Annotated in this window: 28 protein-coding genes; all 28 read left to right on the plus strand. The window is 61.0% G+C overall.

Features of this window, described 5'->3' with window-relative positions; all coding sequences use genetic code 11:
• Positions 1–3 precede the first annotated feature (3 nt).
• Positions 4–837 carry a 50S ribosomal protein L2 gene (rplB, locus tag B5G34_RS07020; protein WP_087187784.1) on the plus strand — a complete coding sequence of 278 codons (834 nt, stop codon included), beginning with the start codon at positions 4–6 and terminating at the stop codon, positions 835–837.
• 15 nt (positions 838–852) lie between these two features.
• Positions 853–1,125, plus strand: coding sequence for a 30S ribosomal protein S19 (gene rpsS / locus B5G34_RS07025; protein WP_087187785.1), 273 nt, complete (start codon positions 853–855; stop codon positions 1,123–1,125).
• 14 nt (positions 1,126–1,139) lie between these two features.
• The gene (gene rplV, locus B5G34_RS07030) at positions 1,140–1,472 is read left to right on the plus strand and encodes a 50S ribosomal protein L22 (protein ID WP_087335571.1); all 333 of its coding nucleotides are present in this window, start codon (positions 1,140–1,142) and stop codon (positions 1,470–1,472) included.
• A 15-nt stretch (positions 1,473–1,487) separates the two neighbouring features.
• Complete coding sequence (gene rpsC, locus B5G34_RS07035) at positions 1,488–2,348, plus strand: 30S ribosomal protein S3 (RefSeq protein WP_087335572.1); 861 nt, start codon at positions 1,488–1,490, stop codon at positions 2,346–2,348.
• Positions 2,348–2,782: a 50S ribosomal protein L16 gene (rplP, locus tag B5G34_RS07040; protein ID WP_087335574.1), complete on the plus strand. Its 435-nt coding sequence runs from the start codon at positions 2,348–2,350 to the stop codon at positions 2,780–2,782. The genes rpsC and rplP overlap by 1 nt, the downstream gene beginning before the upstream one ends.
• 2 nt (positions 2,783–2,784) lie before the next feature.
• Positions 2,785–2,982: a 50S ribosomal protein L29 gene (gene rpmC / locus B5G34_RS07045; protein ID WP_204245918.1), complete on the plus strand. Its 198-nt coding sequence runs from the start codon at positions 2,785–2,787 to the stop codon at positions 2,980–2,982.
• A 17-nt stretch (positions 2,983–2,999) separates the two neighbouring features.
• Entirely contained in the window at positions 3,000–3,260 is a 261-nt protein-coding gene (gene rpsQ, locus B5G34_RS07050) for a 30S ribosomal protein S17 (RefSeq protein ID WP_050617190.1), read from the plus strand.
• Between the two features lie 12 nt (positions 3,261–3,272).
• Positions 3,273–3,641 (plus strand): 50S ribosomal protein L14, encoded by a 369-nt coding sequence (rplN, locus tag B5G34_RS07055; protein ID WP_087187790.1) that lies wholly within the window; start codon positions 3,273–3,275, stop codon positions 3,639–3,641.
• Between the two features lie 16 nt (positions 3,642–3,657).
• Entirely contained in the window at positions 3,658–3,975 is a 318-nt protein-coding gene (rplX, locus tag B5G34_RS07060) for a 50S ribosomal protein L24 (RefSeq protein WP_087335578.1), read from the plus strand.
• A 19-nt stretch (positions 3,976–3,994) separates the two neighbouring features.
• Positions 3,995–4,549, plus strand: a complete 555-nt coding sequence (rplE, locus tag B5G34_RS07065; RefSeq protein WP_087335580.1) for a 50S ribosomal protein L5 — start codon at positions 3,995–3,997, stop codon at positions 4,547–4,549.
• Positions 4,550–4,563: 14 nt separating this feature from the next.
• Positions 4,564–4,749 carry a type Z 30S ribosomal protein S14 gene (locus tag B5G34_RS07070; protein ID WP_006573415.1) on the plus strand — a complete coding sequence of 62 codons (186 nt, stop codon included), beginning with the start codon at positions 4,564–4,566 and terminating at the stop codon, positions 4,747–4,749.
• 371 nt (positions 4,750–5,120) lie between these two features.
• On the plus strand, positions 5,121–5,519 hold the full coding sequence (gene rpsH, locus B5G34_RS07075; RefSeq protein WP_007494638.1) for a 30S ribosomal protein S8: 399 nt from the start codon (positions 5,121–5,123) through the stop codon (positions 5,517–5,519).
• Between the two features lie 16 nt (positions 5,520–5,535).
• Entirely contained in the window at positions 5,536–6,084 is a 549-nt protein-coding gene (gene rplF, locus B5G34_RS07080) for a 50S ribosomal protein L6 (RefSeq protein WP_087335582.1), read from the plus strand.
• 14 nt (positions 6,085–6,098) lie between these two features.
• The gene (gene rplR / locus B5G34_RS07085; protein ID WP_087335584.1) at positions 6,099–6,458 is read left to right on the plus strand and encodes a 50S ribosomal protein L18; all 360 of its coding nucleotides are present in this window, start codon (positions 6,099–6,101) and stop codon (positions 6,456–6,458) included.
• 17 nt (positions 6,459–6,475) lie between these two features.
• Positions 6,476–6,976: a 30S ribosomal protein S5 gene (rpsE, locus tag B5G34_RS07090; protein WP_087328901.1), complete on the plus strand. Its 501-nt coding sequence runs from the start codon at positions 6,476–6,478 to the stop codon at positions 6,974–6,976.
• 14 nt (positions 6,977–6,990) lie between these two features.
• Positions 6,991–7,173: a 50S ribosomal protein L30 gene (rpmD, locus tag B5G34_RS07095; RefSeq protein WP_087335586.1), complete on the plus strand. Its 183-nt coding sequence runs from the start codon at positions 6,991–6,993 to the stop codon at positions 7,171–7,173.
• Between the two features lie 13 nt (positions 7,174–7,186).
• A complete protein-coding gene (rplO, locus tag B5G34_RS07100) occupies positions 7,187–7,627 on the plus strand; it encodes a 50S ribosomal protein L15 (RefSeq protein WP_087187797.1) in 441 nt (146 codons plus the stop codon).
• The gene (gene secY, locus B5G34_RS07105) at positions 7,628–8,950 is read left to right on the plus strand and encodes a preprotein translocase subunit SecY (protein ID WP_087335588.1); all 1,323 of its coding nucleotides are present in this window, start codon (positions 7,628–7,630) and stop codon (positions 8,948–8,950) included. It begins immediately after the preceding gene.
• A 12-nt stretch (positions 8,951–8,962) separates the two neighbouring features.
• Positions 8,963–9,595, plus strand: coding sequence for an adenylate kinase (locus B5G34_RS07110; protein ID WP_087335590.1), 633 nt, complete (start codon positions 8,963–8,965; stop codon positions 9,593–9,595).
• A 12-nt stretch (positions 9,596–9,607) separates the two neighbouring features.
• Entirely contained in the window at positions 9,608–10,360 is a 753-nt protein-coding gene (map, locus tag B5G34_RS07115) for a type I methionyl aminopeptidase (protein WP_087335621.1), read from the plus strand.
• Positions 10,361–10,362: 2 nt separating this feature from the next.
• Complete coding sequence (locus tag B5G34_RS07120; protein ID WP_087335592.1) at positions 10,363–10,641, plus strand: KOW domain-containing RNA-binding protein; 279 nt, start codon at positions 10,363–10,365, stop codon at positions 10,639–10,641.
• A 4-nt stretch (positions 10,642–10,645) separates the two neighbouring features.
• Complete coding sequence (gene infA, locus B5G34_RS07125; RefSeq protein ID WP_009258089.1) at positions 10,646–10,864, plus strand: translation initiation factor IF-1; 219 nt, start codon at positions 10,646–10,648, stop codon at positions 10,862–10,864.
• 115 nt (positions 10,865–10,979) lie between these two features.
• Positions 10,980–11,093: a 50S ribosomal protein L36 gene (gene rpmJ, locus B5G34_RS07130; protein ID WP_006573428.1), complete on the plus strand. Its 114-nt coding sequence runs from the start codon at positions 10,980–10,982 to the stop codon at positions 11,091–11,093.
• Positions 11,094–11,112: 19 nt separating this feature from the next.
• Entirely contained in the window at positions 11,113–11,481 is a 369-nt protein-coding gene (gene rpsM / locus B5G34_RS07135; protein ID WP_087335593.1) for a 30S ribosomal protein S13, read from the plus strand.
• Between the two features lie 15 nt (positions 11,482–11,496).
• Positions 11,497–11,898 (plus strand): 30S ribosomal protein S11, encoded by a 402-nt coding sequence (rpsK, locus tag B5G34_RS07140; protein WP_007494608.1) that lies wholly within the window; start codon positions 11,497–11,499, stop codon positions 11,896–11,898.
• A 20-nt stretch (positions 11,899–11,918) separates the two neighbouring features.
• On the plus strand, positions 11,919–12,548 hold the full coding sequence (rpsD, locus tag B5G34_RS07145; protein ID WP_087187802.1) for a 30S ribosomal protein S4: 630 nt from the start codon (positions 11,919–11,921) through the stop codon (positions 12,546–12,548).
• Positions 12,549–12,628: 80 nt separating this feature from the next.
• Positions 12,629–13,576, plus strand: coding sequence for a DNA-directed RNA polymerase subunit alpha (locus tag B5G34_RS07150; RefSeq protein ID WP_087335595.1), 948 nt, complete (start codon positions 12,629–12,631; stop codon positions 13,574–13,576).
• Between the two features lie 147 nt (positions 13,577–13,723).
• Complete coding sequence (rplQ, locus tag B5G34_RS07155; RefSeq protein WP_087335597.1) at positions 13,724–14,065, plus strand: 50S ribosomal protein L17; 342 nt, start codon at positions 13,724–13,726, stop codon at positions 14,063–14,065.
• Positions 14,066–14,215: the final 150 nt, after the last annotated feature.

Genomic DNA, 14,215 nt, shown 5'->3' on the forward strand with positions numbered 1-14,215 from the left:
ACAATGGCTATCAAAACTTATAAGCCCACTACGCCCTCCCGCCGCCACATGACCGTGAGCGCCTTCGAGGGCATCGATAAGAAGGCCAAGCCCGAGCGCAGCCTGCTGGAGAATCTGAAGAAGAACGCCGGCCGCAACAGCTACGGCCGCATCACCGTCCGCCATCGCGGCGGCGGCAACAAGAAGAAGTACCGCATCATCGACTTCAAGCGCGACAAGGAAGGTACCGCTACTGTCATCAACCTGCAGTACGATCCCAACCGTTCCGCCAACATCGCTCTCATCCAGTATGAGGACGGCGAGAAGCGCTATATCCTGGCTCCCGTGGGTCTGAAGTCCGGCCACATCATCATGACCGGTCCCGACGCCGACATTCTGCCCGGCAACTGCCTGCCCATCGCCAACATCCCCGTGGGCGAAATGATCCACTGCATCGAGCTGTACCCCGGCAAGGGCGCTCAGCTGGTCCGCGCCGCTGGCGAGGCTGCTCAGCTGATGGCCAAGGAGAACGGCATGGCTCAGGTCCGTCTGCCCTCCGGCGAGGTGCGTTATATCCGCGAGAACTGCAAGGCCACCATCGGCCAGGTGGGCAACACCGACTGGGCCAACATCCAGATCGGTAAGGCCGGTCGTAAGCGTCACATGGGTTGGCGGCCCACCGTGCGTGGTTCCGTCATGAACCCCAATGACCACCCCCACGGCGGCGGCGAGGGCAAGAGCCCCGTCGGTCGTCCCGGCCCTGTTACCCCCTGGGGCAAGCCTGCTATGGGTTACAAGACCCGCAAGCTGAAGAACCGCACCGAGAAGTTCATCGTCAAGCACCGCAACGCGAAGTAAGGGAGGCAGTAAAAGATGAGCAGAAGTATCAAGAAAGGCCCCTTTTGCGCCCCCGAGCTGCTGAAGCGGGTCGACGAAATGAATCAGACCGGCGAGAAGAAGGTCCTGAAGACCTGGAGCCGCGCCTCCACCATCTTCCCCTCCTTCGTCGGACACACCTTTGCCGTGCACGACGGCCGCAAGCACGTTCCCGTCTATGTGACCGAGGATATGGTTGGCCACAAGCTGGGCGAGTTCGCCCCCACCCGTACCTTCCGCGGCCACGCCGGCGCCAAGTCTGGTAAGTAAGGAGGAGAGAGAATATGGAAGCTAAAGCACATCTGAGATATACCCGTATCTCTCCCCGTAAGGTCCAGATCGTCTGTGACCTGATCCGCGGCAAGAGCGTAGCCCAGGCCAACGCCATCCTGATGGCCACCCCCAAGGCTGCCTCCGAGCTGCTGCTCAAGCTCCTCAAGAGCGCCGCTGCCAACGCGGAGAACAACCGTCAGATGGACCCCGAGAAGCTGTATGTTTCCCAGGTGTTCGCCTGCCCCGGCCCCATCATCAAGCGGATGCGTCCCCGGGCCCAGGGCCGCGCCTATCGGATCAACAAGCGCACTTCTCACATCACCATCTGCGTGGCTGAGCGCTAAGGGAGGAGGAAGAATATGGGACAGAAAGTGAATCCCCACGGCCTGCGCGTGGGTGTCATTAAGGATTGGGACTCCCGCTGGTATGCCCGCAACGAGAAGGTGGGCGACCTGCTGGTGGAGGACAAGAAGATCCGGGACTACCTGAAGAAGACCCTGTATTCCGCCGGTATCCCCAAGATCGAGATCGAGCGCGACAACGCCAAGGTGCGCATCTACCTGCACTGCGCCCGTCCCGGCGTGGTCATCGGCAAGGGCGGCGAGGCCATCGAGGCCCTGCGCCTGAAGGTGGAGAAGATGATCGGCAAGCCCGTGGCCCTCAACATTGTTGAGGTCAAGAGCCCCGACATGGACGCTCAGCTGGTGGCCGAGAACATCGCCCAGCAGCTGGAGAAGCGCATCGGCTTCCGCCGTGCCATGAAGAACGCCATGGGCCGCGCCATGCGCATCGGCGCCCGCGGCATCAAGACTCAGGTGTCCGGCCGTCTGGGCGGCGCTGAGATCGCCCGCACCGAGCACTATCACGACGGCACCATCCCCCTGCAGACTCTGCGCGCCGACATCGACTACGGCTTCGCTGAGGCTGCCACCACCTACGGCCGCATCGGCGTGAAGGTGTGGATCTACAAGGGCGAGGTGCTCACTCAGACCCTGCGCACCACTCCCCGCACCCTGGACACCAAGAACTTCAAGGAGCGTTCCGACCGTCCCCGCCGCGACCGCCGCGACGGCGACCGCAAGGGCGGCTTCAATCGCAACGGTGGCTTCAACCGCAACGGCGGCAACCGCCAGGGTGGTTTCAATAACAACCGTCCCCAGGGCGGCCGTCCTCAGGGCGGTGCTCGTCCTGCCGCTGCCAAGGAAGGAGGCGCTCAGTAATGCTGCTGCCTAAGCGCGTTAAATATCGCCGCGTGCACCGCGGCCGCCTGAAGGGCAAGGCCCTGAAGGGCAACACCGTGACCTATGGTGAGTTCGGTCTGCAGGCCACTGAGCCCAGCTGGATCACCAGCAACCAGATCGAGGCCGCCCGTATCGCCATGACCCGTTACACCAAGCGTGGCGGTAAGGTGTGGATCAAGATCTTCCCCGATAAGCCCATCACTGAGAAGCCCGCTGAGACCCGAATGGGTTCCGGTAAGGGCTCCCCTGAGTACTGGGTGGCCGTGGTCAAGCCCGGCCGTGTTATGTTCGAGATCGCCGGCGTCTCCGAGGAGGTCGCCCGCGAGGCCCTGCGTCTGGCTTCCCACAAGCTGCCTGTCAAGTGCAAGATCGTGGCTAAGCAGACCGCCGAGACCGAGAATGGTGGTGAATGAAGATGAAGGCTACTGAAATCCGTAAGATGAGCGCCGAGGAGCTGACCAGCAAGCTGGGCGACCTGAAGAAGGATCTCTTCCAGCTCCGTCTTCAGCATGCCACCAATCAGCTGGAGAACCCGGTGAAGATCGCTGAGGTCAAGCGGGACATCGCCCGCGTCAAGACCGTTATCCGTGAGCTTGAGCTCGCAGGCCGATAAGAAGGAGGAACTAGATCATGGAAAACAGAACTTCTTCCCGCAAGACCAGAGTCGGCCTGGTGGTTTCCGATAAGATGGACAAGACCGTGGTGGTGGCCATCGCCGACCGTGTGGCCCACCCCCTGTACAAGAAGATCGTCAAGAGCACTTACAAGCTGAAGGCCCACGACGAGAACAACGAGTGTGGCATCGGCGACCGCGTGCGGGTCATGGAGACCCGGCCCCTGTCCAAGGACAAGCGCTGGCGCGTCGTCGAGATCATCGAGAAGGCGAAGTAAGGAGGTGCCGGTATGATTCAGCAGGAAACTTATCTGAAGGTGGCCGACAACACCGGCGCCAAGGAAATCAAGACCATCCGCGTGCTGGGCGGCTCCAGCCGCAAGTTTGGCAACATCGGTGACGTGATCGTGGCTTCCGTCCGCAAGGCTCAGCCCGGCGGCACCGTGAAGAAGGGCGAGGTCGTAAAGGCCGTTATCGTCCGTTCCGCTAAGGGCGTCCGCCGTGCCGACGGCAGCTATGTCCGCTTCGACGAGAACGCTGCCGTCCTCATCAAGGACGACAAGAATCCCCGCGGTACCCGTATCTTTGGGCCCGTGGCCCGCGAGCTGCGCGACAAGGATTATATGAAGATCCTGTCCCTGGCTCCCGAAGTGCTGTAAGGGGGTAGGAGAAGACATGAATAAGATGAGCATTCGCAAGGACGATACCGTCATCGTCCTGTCCGGTAAGGACAAGGGCAAGCAGGGCAAGGTCCTGGAGGTCATGCCCAAGGAGGGCAAGGTCGTCGTGGAGAAGATCAACGTGGTCTCCCGCCACACCAAGCCCCGCAAGCAGGGCGATCAGGGCGGCATCATCAAGAAGGAAGCCCCCATCTACGCCTGCAAGGTGCAGCGCGTCTGCCCCAAGTGCAACAAGCCCACCCGGCCCGCTCACAAGCTGCTGGCCGACGGCAAGAAGGTCCGCATCTGCAAGAAGTGCGGCGCCGAGATCTGAGAGAGGAGGAGTATAGACAATGGCTGATAAGAAAGTGCCCAACCTGAAGGCGAAGTACCAGGCCGAGGTCGCTCCTGCTCTGATGCAGAAGTTCGGCTACAAGTCCACCATGGAGATCCCCAAGATCGACAAGATCGTTGTGAACTGCGGCTGCGGCGAGGCCCGCGACAATGCCAAGGTTCTGGAGGCCGTTGTGGGCGATCTGACCAAGATCACCGGCCAGAAGGCCATCATCACCAAGGCTAAGAAGTCCGTGGCTAACTTCAAGCTGCGTGAGGGCATGCCCATCGGCGCCAAGGTCACCCTGCGCGCCGACCGTATGTGGGAGTTCCTGGACCGCCTGTTCAATGTGGCCCTGCCCCGCGTGCGTGACTTCCGGGGCATCAACGGCAACTCCTTTGACGGCCGCGGCAACTACGCCCTGGGCATCAAGGAGCAGCTGATCTTCCCCGAGATCGAGTACGATAAGATCGACAAGATCCGCGGCCTGGACGTGGTCATCTGCACCACCGCCAAGACCGACGAAGAGGCCAAAGAGCTGCTGACCCTGATCGGCGCGCCCTTTGCCCGGTAAAGGAGGAGAACGTAATGGCTAAGAAGTCTATGATTCTGAAGCAGCAGGCGGAGCCCAAGTTCTCCACCCGCCGCTACAACCGCTGCAAGATCTGCGGCCGTCCCCACGCCTACCTGCGGGACTACGGCATCTGCCGTATCTGCTTCCGCGAGCTGGCTTACAAGGGCCAGATCCCCGGTGTGAAGAAGGCCTCCTGGTAATCAGGACAGCCTGAATTACGCAAGCGCCCGCGCCCGGCGTGCGAAAGCACGTCAGGCGCTTGCGTTGCGTGATGAGGTTTTTGAAACTGCATAGCAGTTCAAAAAACAAAATTCTCCGTTTAGGAGAAAAACCATGAGATTGTGTCAATCCGACTGTGAAAAATGAATAAGCGGCGCCCTCTCCACGGGGCAAGGTAGGGCATTCCTCCAAAAGTTTGGCGGAAAGTCACTTTTTCCTTTTCACACAAGGGTTTTCACGATATAATAATTCCTTGGCAGACGGTTAAAAGGTCGGAGCCCCGCGAACTCCGATACCTTACCGCCTTAACGGGTCATCTCACGGCCCGTAATTCAAAAAGGAGGGTAAACTCATGCACATCACAGACCCCATTGCGGATATGCTGACCCGCATCCGCAACGCGAACAACGCCAAGCATGACACCGTGGACGTCCCCGCGTCCAACATGAAGAAGTCCATCGCGCAGATCCTGCTGGATGAGGGCTATATCAAGAACTTCCAGCTGATCGACGACGGCACTCAGGGCGTCATCCGCGTTACTCTGAAGTACAACCCCGGCAAGGAGAAGGTCATCACTGGTCTTCGCCGCGTTTCCAAGCCCGGCCTGCGTGTCTATGCCGGTGCTGACGAGCTGCCCCGGGTCCTCCACGGCCTGGGTATTGCCATCGTGTCCACGTCCAAGGGCGTCATGACTGACAAGGCTGCCCGCGCAGCCCATGTCGGCGGCGAGGTCCTGGCGTTTGTCTGGTAAGGAGGGAGAGTAGAAAATGTCTCGTATCGGAAGAATGCCGATCTCCATCCCCGCCGGTGTGGACGTGAAGATCGAAGCCGGTAACCTGGTTACCGTGAAGGGCCCCAAGGGCACCCTGACCCAGCAGCTGCACCCCAACATGAACATTGCCCAGGAGGGCGATGTGATCCATGTCACCCGCCCCAATGACGAGAAGGAAAACCGCAGCCTCCACGGCCTGACCCGCACCCTGCTGCACAACATGGTTGTGGGCGTGACCGAGGGCTACAAGAAGGAGCTGGACGTCAACGGCGTCGGCTACCGTGTGGCCAAGGAAGGCAACAAGCTGGTTATGAACCTGGGCTTCTCTCACCAGGTGGTGGTTGAGGAGATCGAGGGTATCACCATCGAGGTCCCCAGCGCCAACAAGATCGTCATCAGCGGCGTCGACAAGCAGAAGGTCGGCCAGTTCGCCGCCGAAGTGCGCGAGAAGCGTCCCCCCGAGCCTTATAAGGGCAAGGGCATCAAATACACCGACGAGGTCATCCGCCGCAAGGAAGGCAAGACCGGCGTCAAGAAGAAATAAGGAGGTGTGCCACTATGATCAACAGACCCGATACCAACGCTCAGCGGCTTAAGCGCCACAAGAGAGTGCGCGGCAAGATTTCCGGCACGCCCGAGCGTCCCCGTCTCAACGTGTTCCGCAGCAACACCAACATCTATGCCCAGATCATCGACGATGTGAACGGCAAGACTCTGGTGTCTGCTTCCTCCATGGAAAAGGGCTTCGAGGGCAAGGGCTCCGACTGTGAGGCCGCTAAGAAGGTCGGCGTCACCGTTGCCGAGCGCGCCAAGGCCGCCGGCATCGAGAACGTCGTGTTTGACCGCGGCGGTTACGTCTATCACGGCCGCGTGCAGGCCCTGGCCGAAGGCGCCCGTGAGGGCGGCCTGCAGTTCTAAGGGAGGAGGAAGATTAAATGGCTCGTTTTGAAAGAGAACCCAGCGAGTTCACCGAGAAGCTGGTTGCCCTGAACCGCGTGTCCAAGACCGTCAAGGGCGGTCGTATCTTCAAGTTTGCCGCCCTGATGGTGGTAGGCGACGAGAAGGGCCGCGTGGGCTTCGGCCTGGGCAAGGCCGCTGAGGTGCCCGAGGCCATCCGCAAGGGCATCGAGGATGCCAAGAAGAATATGTGCAACGTGACTCTGTCCGGCACTACCATTCCCCACGAGGTTATCGGCGAGTTCGGCGCCGGCCGCGTGCTTCTGAAGCCCGCTGCCCCCGGTACCGGTATCATCGCCGGCGGCCCCGTCCGCGCTGTCATGGAGGCCGCCGGCATCCGTGACATCCGCGCCAAGTGCCTGCGCTCCAACAACCCGCAGAACGTGGTCTCCGCCACCTTCGAGGGCCTGAAGGCTCTCCGTGGCCCCGAGGAGGTCGCCCGCATCCGCGGTAAGAGCGTCAGCGAGATCGTAGGTTAAGGAGGGCCGTGAACATGGCTAATCTGAACATCAAGCTGGTCAAGAGCCTGAACGGCCGCATCGCCAAGCATAAGGCCACCGCCGAGGCTCTGGGGCTGCGCCACATCGGCGACACCACCGTACAGCCCGACAACGAGGCCACCCGCGGCAAGATTGCCCACATCGGCTACCTGCTGCAGGTGACCGAGGAACAGTAAGGAGGTGCGCGAAATGAATCTGCATGATCTTTCCCCCGCTGCCGGTTCCAACCCCAAGGCCTACCGCAAGGGCCGCGGCAACGGTTCCGGTAACGGCAAGACTGCCGGCCGCGGCCAGAAGGGCCAGTGGTCCCGCTCCGGCGGCGGCGTGCGCGTGGGCTTTGAGGGCGGCCAGATGCCTCTGACCCGCCGTATCCCCAAGCGCGGCTTCAATAACATCTTTGCCAAGCCCCTGGAGGCCATTAACGTGTCCGTTCTGAACAAGTTCGAGGACGGCGCTGTGGTCAACGTGTGCGACCTGCTGGAGAAGGGCATCCTCTCCAAGTGTGAGTATGGCTACAAGGTGCTGGGCAACGGTACCCTGACCAAGAAGCTGACGGTCCGTGCCTCCGCTTTCTCCGCCTCCGCCAAGGAGAAGATCGTGGCGGCTGGCGGAAAGTACGAGGTGGTCTAAGTGATCGAGACCATCCGTAACGCGTGGAAGATCCCTGAACTGCGCAAGAAGATCCTCTTTACCATCTTCGCGCTGCTCATCTTCCGGCTGGGCTCGGTGGTTCCTGTTCCCTTTATCAACAGTGAAGCCCTGGGCACCACGCTCAACAGCATGGGCGGTATCTTCTCCCTGCTGGGCACCATGAACGGCACCGCCTTCTCCATGGCTGCCGTCTTTGCCCTGGGCGTACAGCCGTATATCAACAGCTCCATCATCATCCAGCTGCTCACCGTTGCCATCCCCGCTCTGGAGCGTCTCCAGCGGGACGGCGGCGAGGAGGGCCGGAAGAAGATCGCGGCCATCACCCGTTACGTGACCGTGGCTATCGCTATCCTGCAGGGTCTGGGCTACTACACCCTGATCAACAGCTACAATCTGATCGACAACGCTGGCCTGCCCGGCTGGTGGGTCGCCATCGTGATTATCCTGTGCTTTACCGCCGGTTCTGCCTTTGTCATGTGGCTGGGTGAGCAGATCACCGAGTTCGGCATCGGCAACGGTATCTCCATCATCCTGTTCGCCGGCATTCTGTCCCGCGTGCCCGGTATGGTGATGACCGTCTACACCGGCGTCCGCAACAACCTCAACGGCGTGACCGGTGAGAACGTGTTCAATCTCCCCTGGTGGGGCGCCATTCTCATCGTCATCGGCATGCTGGCCATCATCGTGCTCATCGTGTTCATTCAGAACTCCGAGCGCCGCATCCCCGTCCAGTACGCCAAGCGCGTGGTGGGCCGCAAGATGTACGGCGGCCAGTCCAGCCACATCCCCCTGAAGGTGAACATGAGCGGCGTTATGCCCATCATCTTCGCCCAGGCCATCGCCTCCCTGCCTTCCACCATCGGCATGTTCTTCGGCAAGAGCGTGGAGAGCGAGGGCGGCTGGGGTGTGTTCCTGCGGGTGTTCAACACCACCAGCGTCGTTTATATCATCGTTTATTTCCTGCTGATCGTTGGCTTCAGCTACTTCTACTCCACCATGCAGTTCAACCCGGTGGAGGTTGCCAACAACCTGAAGAAGAACGGCGGCTTCATCCCCGGCTTCCGTCCCGGCAAGCCCACCGCCGACTTCATCCACAAGGTACTGGGTAAGATCACCATGTTCGGCGCCCTGTACCTGGCGGTCATCGCCATCGCTCCCATCGTCACCGGCGCCGTCATCGGCGTCAGCAGCCTGGCCATCGGCGGCACCTCCGTCATCATCGTCGTGGGCGTCGCTCTGGAGACCACCAAGGCGATGGAGGCTCAGATGATGATGCGTCACTACAAGGGCTTCCTTGAGTAAGGGGCGAGTGCAATGAAAATCATCCTTCTGGGCGCCCCCGGCGCCGGAAAGGGGACCCAGGCTGAGATCATCAGCAAGAAGCTGGGAATCCCCACCATCTCCACCGGCAATATCCTCCGGGCCGCCGTCAAGGCCGGCACCCCCATCGGGCTGGAGGCCAAGAGCTATATGGACGCCGGTAAGCTGGTCCCTGATGAGGTCATCATCGGCATCATTCAGGAGCGGCTGGCCCAGTCCGACTGTGCCAATGGTTTTATCCTGGACGGCGTGCCCCGCACCATCGCCCAGGCCGAGGCCCTGGATGCCCACGGCATCCACTTTGACGCGGTGCTCTCTCTGGAGATCGCCGACAGCGTCATCGAGGCCCGTATGACCGGACGCCGGACCTGCCACACCTGCGGCGCCACCTACCACATCAAGGCTGCTCCTCCCAAGCAGGAGGGCATCTGCGACAAGTGCGGCGGCGAGCTGGAGCAGCGCAAGGACGACCAGCCTGAGACCGTCAAGCATCGGCTGGAGGTCTATCACAACGAGACCGAGCCCCTCAAGGACTACTACCAGGCTCACGGCGTGCTCATGAGCGTGCCTGACCTGGGCGGGATCGAAGAGACTAACGAAAAGATCATGGAACTGCTGGGGAAGTGATTTGAGATGGAGATGATCTCACTGAAATCTCCCCGTGAAATCGACCTGATGCGCCGGGCCGGGCGGCTGACCGCCCAGGCCCGGGCGCTGGCCGGTTCCATGGTGCGGCCCGGGGTCACCACCCATGAGATTGACACCGCGGTCCGCAAATTTATCGAAAGCCACGGAGCCAAGCCCTCTTTCCTGGGATACGGAGGCTTTTCCGGCTCCGCCTGCATTTCCATCAACGAGCAGGTGATCCACGGCATCCCCGGTCCCCGGAAGCTGCAGGAGGGCGACATCGTCAGCATTGACGTGGGCGCCTATCTGGACGGATTCCACGGGGACTGTGCCGCCACCTTCCCCTGCGGCCAGGTCAGCGAAGAGGCCATACGGCTGATTCGAGTCACTGAGCAGAGCTTCTGGGAAGGCATCCGTCTGGCCCGGCCGGGCAAGCGGGTGTACGACATCTCCCACGCCGTCCAGCAGTATGTGGAGGCCAACGGCTTCTCCGTAGTGCGGGACTTTGTGGGACACGGCGTAGGCGCAAAGCTCCACGAGGCCCCGGAGGTCCCCAATTTCGGACCTGCCGGACACGGTCCCCGGTTGCAGCCGGGCATGACCATCGCGGTGGAGCCCATGGTGTGCGCCGGCGACTGGCGGGTGAAGGTGCTCAAGGACGGCTGGACCACTGTGTCCGCCGACGGCAGCATGACCGCCCACTATGAAAACACCATCCTCATCACCGACGGGGAGCCCGAAGTGCTCACCGTGGCGGAGGACTGAGCATGGCGCCGGAGCATCCGCGGATCGTCCGCTCTCTGGCAGGGCACGACAAGGGAGAGCTGTTCTGCGTCCTGGACGTTGACGGCCCCTATCTGCTGCTCTGCGACGGCAGACGGCGAAAGGCAGAGTCCCCCAAGCGGAAGAAAGCCGTGCACACGGTTGACGCCGGGGACTTCCAACACCCCGTTCTGGACGCGATCTGGGCGGGCAACCCCATAACAAACCGAGAGGTGCGGAGGGCGCTGGCCGCTTTCCGAGCTGAGGAGCTAAGGAGGGTATGACGCTTTGGCAAAAGACGATATGATCGAAGTGGAGGGCGTCGTGACCGAGTCCCTTCCCAATACCACGTTCCATGTGGACATCGGAAACGGCCATATCATTCTGGCCCACATCTCCGGCAAGCTGCGGATGAACTTCATCCGCATTCTGCCCGGAGACAAGGTGACTGTCCAGATGTCCCCTTATGACGTAACCCGGGGCCGGATCACTTGGCGTAGCAAGTAATCCGGCTCGTTCCCGGCGGGCAGAAGCCTGCCGACCCTATCAATGACCGGCGCGGGTCAGCGGGGCCTTGCCTCCGCCGCGCCGGGGCCATCAGGCTCTACAGGAGGTTAATGACATGAAAGTTAGACCGTCCGTGAAGCCCATGTGCGAGAAGTGCAAGATCATCAAGCGCAAGGGCAAGGTCATGGTTATTTGCGAAAACCCCAAGCATAAGCAGAGACAAGGTTAATAGGAGGTGCTGAAACAGTATGGCACGTATTGCTGGCATTGATTTGCCCAAGGATAAGCGGGTCGAGATCGGCCTTACCTATATCTTTGGTATCGGGCGCACCAGCGCCAACAAGATCCTGGCTGAGGCCGGTATCAACCCCGACACCCGCGTGAAGGATCTGACCGAGGCCGATGAGGCCAAGCTGCGCGAGATCATCAGCCACAGCTACACTGTGGAGGGCGACCTCCGTCGTGACGTGGCGATGGACATTAAGCGTCTCACCGAGATCGGCTGCTACCGCGGCATGCGGCACCGCAAGGGCCTGCCCGTCCGTGGTCAGCGTTCCAAGACCAACGCTCGTACCCGCAAGGGCCCCAAGCGTACCGTCGCTAACAAGAAGAAGTAAGGGAGGGAGAAACACATGGCTACCGCTACCAAGGGTAAGAAAGTTATCCGTAAGCGCCGCGAGCGCAAGAACGTTGAAAAGGGCCAGGTGCATATCCGCTCTTCCTTCAACAACACCATGGTCACCGTGACCGATATGGGGGGCAACGCCCTGTCCTGGGCCTCTTCCGGCGGCCTGGGCTTCCGCGGCTCCCGTAAGTCCACCCCCTTCGCCGCTCAGACTGCTGCCGAGACCGCCGCTAAGGCTGCCATGGAGCACGGCCTGAAGACCGTGGAGGTGTACGTGAAGGGCCCCGGCGCCGGCCGTGAGGCTGCCATCCGCGCCCTGCAGGCCGTGGGCCTGGAGGTCACCCTGATCAAGGACGTGACCCCCATCCCCCACAACGGCTGCCGTCCGCCCAAGCGCCGCCGCGTGTAAGAGAAGGAGGAGTACGAATTATGGCTAGATATACCGGAGCAGTCTGCCGCCAGTGCCGCAGAGAGGGCCAGAAGCTCTTCCTGAAGGGCGACCGCTGCTACACCGACAAGTGCGCCATGGAGCGCCGTCCCTTTGCCCCCGGCATGCACAACCAGGGCCGCACCAAGAAGCTGTCCGAGTATGGCATGCAGCTGCGTGAGAAGCAGAAGGCCCGCCGCTACTACGGCGTGCTGGAGAGCCAGTTCCACAAGTATTACGAGATGGCCGCTGCCCGCAAGGGCGTGACCGGTGATAACCTGCTGTCCATCCTGGAGACCCGCCTGGACAACGTGATCTATCGTCTGGGCTTCGCCATGAGCCGTCCTGAGGCTCGTCAGCTGGTCCGTCACGGCCACTTCACCATCAACGGCCATCGCGTGGACATCCCCTCCTACCTGGTCAAGCCCGGCGAGGTCATCGCCCTGAAGGAGACCAGCCGGAGCAAGGAGAAGTTCAAGGCTTCTCTGGAGGCCAACGGCTCCCGTCCCGCCCCCAAGTGGCTGGACTTTGACCAGAACAACCTGGTGGCCAAGGTGGTTGCGCTCCCCGCCCGCGAGGACGTGGACCTGCCCATCGAGGAGCACCTCATCGTCGAGCTGTACTCCAAGTAATCGTGCTTGTACCCTCGATTATTGGTGAGCTGTATAAGGCGGCGGACGGAGGTCCGCCGCCGCGAAAAGGAGGGTAACACATGGTAGAAATCGAGAAGCCCCGCATTGAATGTGTGGAGAACCCCGGCGACGGCTCTTACGGCAAATACGTCGTGGAGCCTCTGGAGCGTGGCTACGGTACCACCCTGGGCAACTCCCTGCGCCGCATCCTGCTCTCGTCCCTGCCCGGCACGGCGGTTACCTCCATCAAGATCGCCGGCGTGCAGCACGAGTTTTCCACCATTCCCGGTGTGAAGGAGGACGTGACTCAGATCGTCCTCAACGTCAAGAGCATCATTGCCAAGCTTCACTCCGAGGGCGTGAAGACGGTCTATATTGAGGCCAGCGGCGAGTGTGAGGTCACCGCCGGTGACATCAAGGCGGACAGCGAGGTGGAGGTCCTCAATCCGGATCTGCACATCGCCACCCTGGGCCCCGACGCCAGCCTCAACATGGAGCTGACGCTGTCCCATGGCCGGGGCTATGTCCCCGCCGACCGGAACAAGCCGGCCCAGACCATTATTGGTCTGATCCCGGTGGATTCCATCTACACGCCGGTGCGGAAGGTCAACTATACGGTGGAGCCCACTCGCGTGGGCGATCAGACCGACTTTGACAAGCTGACCCTGGAGGTGTGGACCAACGGTACCATCACCGCCCGGGACGCCGTCAGCCTGGGTGCCCGCATCCTGTGCGACCACTTCGTCCTCTTCACCGATCTCTCTGAGACCATGGGCTCCAAGTCCACGGTGGTGGAGAAGGCCGAGGCCCAGCGGGATAAGGTGCTGGAGCTGACCATCGAGGAGCTGGACCTGTCTGTCCGCTCCTTCAACTGCCTCAAGCGCGCCAACATCAACACGGTGGAGGATCTGATTTCCAAGACCGAGGACGAGATGATGAAGGTGCGCAACCTGGGCCGCAAGTCCCTGGAAGAGGTCATCAACAAGCTGGCCATGATGGGCCTGCACCTGGCCGACGAGGAAAACTGAGGCCAGAGAAGGGAGTGGTCCGGGGGCATGTAACGTCCCCTCCCGGACCCCAGGGCCGCTGGCTGCTCCTTTCAGGGGAGAGATCCCCCCGGACGAATTTAAATTGTGGAGTTCGCCTTGGCGAACATCCGATAGGAGTTGGATTTCATGTCTCACAACCGTAAGCTGGGCAAGCCCACCGATCAGCGTATCGCCATGCTCCGCGCCATGACCACCTACCTGCTGGAGAATGGTCAGATCAAGACCACCTATGCCCGTGCCAAGGAAGTTGCTCCCATGGCCGAGAAGATGATCACTCTGGCCAAGAAGCCCAACCTGGCCAATTATCGTAAGGCTCTGTCTTTCCTGACCAAGGAGGACGTGGCCAAGAAGACCTTTGACGAGCTGGGCCCCAAGTATGCCGACCGCAACGGCGGTTACACCCGCGTTGTGAAGATCGGTCCCCGTCGCGGCGACGCTGCCGAGATGGCTATCATTCAGCTGGTGTAAGTTCAGCTACAAAGCGACCTGCCTCAGGCAGGTCGCTTTTCTTGTATAAAGAAAACCACTCGCTAGGCGAGTGGTTCAAAAAAGCCTATGGCGATGAAAATGATAAAAAAACTCCCTTTGCTATAATAGAAGTGCGGTCTGCCAACTGCA

This window comes from Flavonifractor sp. An82 (assembly GCF_002159265.1).
Taxonomy (GTDB): domain Bacteria; phylum Bacillota; class Clostridia; order Oscillospirales; family Oscillospiraceae; genus Flavonifractor.

Excerpts from the sequence above, each read along its gene's own strand:
- rplV (WP_087335571.1), top strand. The coding sequence starts at position 1,140 with ATGGAAGCTAAAGCACATCTGAGATATACCCGTATCTCTCCCCGTAAG.
- B5G34_RS07070 (WP_006573415.1), top strand. The coding sequence starts at position 4,564 with ATGGCTAAGAAGTCTATGATTCTGAAGCAGCAGGCGGAGCCCAAGTTC.
- rpsS (WP_087187785.1), top strand. The coding sequence starts at position 853 with ATGAGCAGAAGTATCAAGAAAGGCCCCTTTTGCGCCCCCGAGCTGCTG.
- B5G34_RS07120 (WP_087335592.1), top strand. The coding sequence starts at position 10,363 with ATGGCGCCGGAGCATCCGCGGATCGTCCGCTCTCTGGCAGGGCACGAC.
- rpsQ (WP_050617190.1), top strand. The coding sequence starts at position 3,000 with ATGGAAAACAGAACTTCTTCCCGCAAGACCAGAGTCGGCCTGGTGGTT.
- B5G34_RS07150 (WP_087335595.1), top strand. The coding sequence starts at position 12,629 with ATGGTAGAAATCGAGAAGCCCCGCATTGAATGTGTGGAGAACCCCGGC.
- B5G34_RS07110 (WP_087335590.1), top strand. The coding sequence starts at position 8,963 with ATGAAAATCATCCTTCTGGGCGCCCCCGGCGCCGGAAAGGGGACCCAG.
- rpsE (WP_087328901.1), top strand. The coding sequence starts at position 6,476 with ATGGCTCGTTTTGAAAGAGAACCCAGCGAGTTCACCGAGAAGCTGGTT.
- rplQ (WP_087335597.1), top strand. The coding sequence starts at position 13,724 with ATGTCTCACAACCGTAAGCTGGGCAAGCCCACCGATCAGCGTATCGCC.
- rplE (WP_087335580.1), top strand. The coding sequence starts at position 3,995 with ATGGCTGATAAGAAAGTGCCCAACCTGAAGGCGAAGTACCAGGCCGAG.
- rplB (WP_087187784.1), top strand. The coding sequence starts at position 4 with ATGGCTATCAAAACTTATAAGCCCACTACGCCCTCCCGCCGCCACATG.
- rpsD (WP_087187802.1), top strand. The coding sequence starts at position 11,919 with ATGGCTAGATATACCGGAGCAGTCTGCCGCCAGTGCCGCAGAGAGGGC.
- rplP (WP_087335574.1), top strand. The coding sequence starts at position 2,348 with ATGCTGCTGCCTAAGCGCGTTAAATATCGCCGCGTGCACCGCGGCCGC.
- rpsH (WP_007494638.1), top strand. The coding sequence starts at position 5,121 with ATGCACATCACAGACCCCATTGCGGATATGCTGACCCGCATCCGCAAC.
- rpsK (WP_007494608.1), top strand. The coding sequence starts at position 11,497 with ATGGCTACCGCTACCAAGGGTAAGAAAGTTATCCGTAAGCGCCGCGAG.
- rpmD (WP_087335586.1), top strand. The coding sequence starts at position 6,991 with ATGGCTAATCTGAACATCAAGCTGGTCAAGAGCCTGAACGGCCGCATC.
- rplX (WP_087335578.1), top strand. The coding sequence starts at position 3,658 with ATGAATAAGATGAGCATTCGCAAGGACGATACCGTCATCGTCCTGTCC.
- rpmC (WP_204245918.1), top strand. The coding sequence starts at position 2,785 with ATGAAGGCTACTGAAATCCGTAAGATGAGCGCCGAGGAGCTGACCAGC.
- rplR (WP_087335584.1), top strand. The coding sequence starts at position 6,099 with ATGATCAACAGACCCGATACCAACGCTCAGCGGCTTAAGCGCCACAAG.
- rpsC (WP_087335572.1), top strand. The coding sequence starts at position 1,488 with ATGGGACAGAAAGTGAATCCCCACGGCCTGCGCGTGGGTGTCATTAAG.
- rplN (WP_087187790.1), top strand. The coding sequence starts at position 3,273 with ATGATTCAGCAGGAAACTTATCTGAAGGTGGCCGACAACACCGGCGCC.
- rpsM (WP_087335593.1), top strand. The coding sequence starts at position 11,113 with ATGGCACGTATTGCTGGCATTGATTTGCCCAAGGATAAGCGGGTCGAG.
- rplO (WP_087187797.1), top strand. The coding sequence starts at position 7,187 with ATGAATCTGCATGATCTTTCCCCCGCTGCCGGTTCCAACCCCAAGGCC.
- rplF (WP_087335582.1), top strand. The coding sequence starts at position 5,536 with ATGTCTCGTATCGGAAGAATGCCGATCTCCATCCCCGCCGGTGTGGAC.
- rpmJ (WP_006573428.1), top strand. The coding sequence starts at position 10,980 with ATGAAAGTTAGACCGTCCGTGAAGCCCATGTGCGAGAAGTGCAAGATC.
- map (WP_087335621.1), top strand. The coding sequence starts at position 9,608 with ATGATCTCACTGAAATCTCCCCGTGAAATCGACCTGATGCGCCGGGCC.